Origin of the sequence: Streptomyces sp. SID3343 (genome assembly GCF_009865215.1) — a bacterium.
Lineage (GTDB): Bacteria > Actinomycetota > Actinomycetes > Streptomycetales > Streptomycetaceae > Embleya.
The window spans coordinates 1-1,159 of the sequence record NZ_WWJX01001223.1; the positions used below are offsets into that span (position 1 = coordinate 1).

Annotated in this window: 1 protein-coding gene; it reads left to right on the forward strand. The window is 73.0% G+C overall.

Annotation, left to right across the window (positions count from 1 at the left end; translation table 11 throughout):
* Positions 1-167: 167 nt before the first annotated feature.
* Positions 168-1,159 (forward strand): hypothetical protein (locus GT354_RS38505; protein ID WP_161361030.1); only part of this gene is annotated, 992 nt, incomplete at its 3' end.

A 1,159-nucleotide genomic window follows, 5' to 3' on the forward strand; every position in this document is an offset into this window, starting at 1 on the left:
AACGGGTGGTGCGGGTGGGAACACATCCCAACCCGACCCACCCACAACCGCAACCAACCCACACCCGACAACCCCCCAGGGCCATGCGGCCCCGAACCCCGTGCCAGGATGACCCCGTGCGCGTGCTGCTGACAGACAGCCTCGGAGCGACCCCGCGACAATGTGCCATGGCCGCAGGCCGCAACGGGCATCACGTCGCCGTCCTGGCCCCACCGCGCCGCCGCCCGGCCTCGGGCTACCCGCGCTGTGTCGCCGAGGTCCACGAGGTCCCGCCCTTCGCCGCCGACCCCTGGGCCTGGCTGACCCAAGCCGAAACGGTCGTCGGCCGAGAAAGCTACGACGTCCTGCTCCCGACCCACGACCAAGTCGCCGTACTGGCCCGCGAGCCCACCCGAATCACCAACCACGCCACCGGACTTGCCGTGCCCCCGTTCGCGGCCCTGCGCCGGATCGCCGACCGCGGCGCCGCCGCCGGCACCCTCACCGAACTCGCGATGCCGCAACCCGCCGGCACCGTGGTCGTCCACGACGCGGAGAGCCTGCGCCAGGTCGCCGACCCACCCCTGTACGTCAAGACCCTGCTGGGCACCCACCGCATCGACCGACGCGAACAACTCCTGCTGTTGGCCGACGAGTTGGAGCGTGCGGGTCTGTTCCTGGACGGCGCGGGCGTACTCGTCCAGGAACCCGCCGAAGGGCAGGCCGTCTCGGCCCAGGCAGTCTTCGAACGCGGCCGACTGGTGGCGATACACGCGTATGCGAGGGTCAGCGGCGCAGCCGTCAAGCGCAGCGTCGTCGTTCCCGAGATCCGCGAACACGTCGCGATGCTCGGCGGCCACCTCGGTTGGCACGGCGGCCTGTCCCTCGACGCGATCCTCACCCCGAAGGCCGGCCCGGTCTGGATCGACGTACGCCCCTACCTCGCCGAACCGGCCAACGCCGCGGCGAGCGGTACCGACCTCGTCGGCGCCCTGATCGCGGTAGCGAGCGGCGACTCGCCGGCCTCCATGCCGTGGGGCCGCGCCGACGTCCGTACCCGTCGCGGCGGCCACGCCGTCCGCACCGCGGCCCGCGCCGGCCGATGGGCGGCGCTGCGCGAACTCGCCCGCCTGACACTGCGCTCGCAGCCGTACCAGGCCACCGCCGAGGAAGCCCCCAC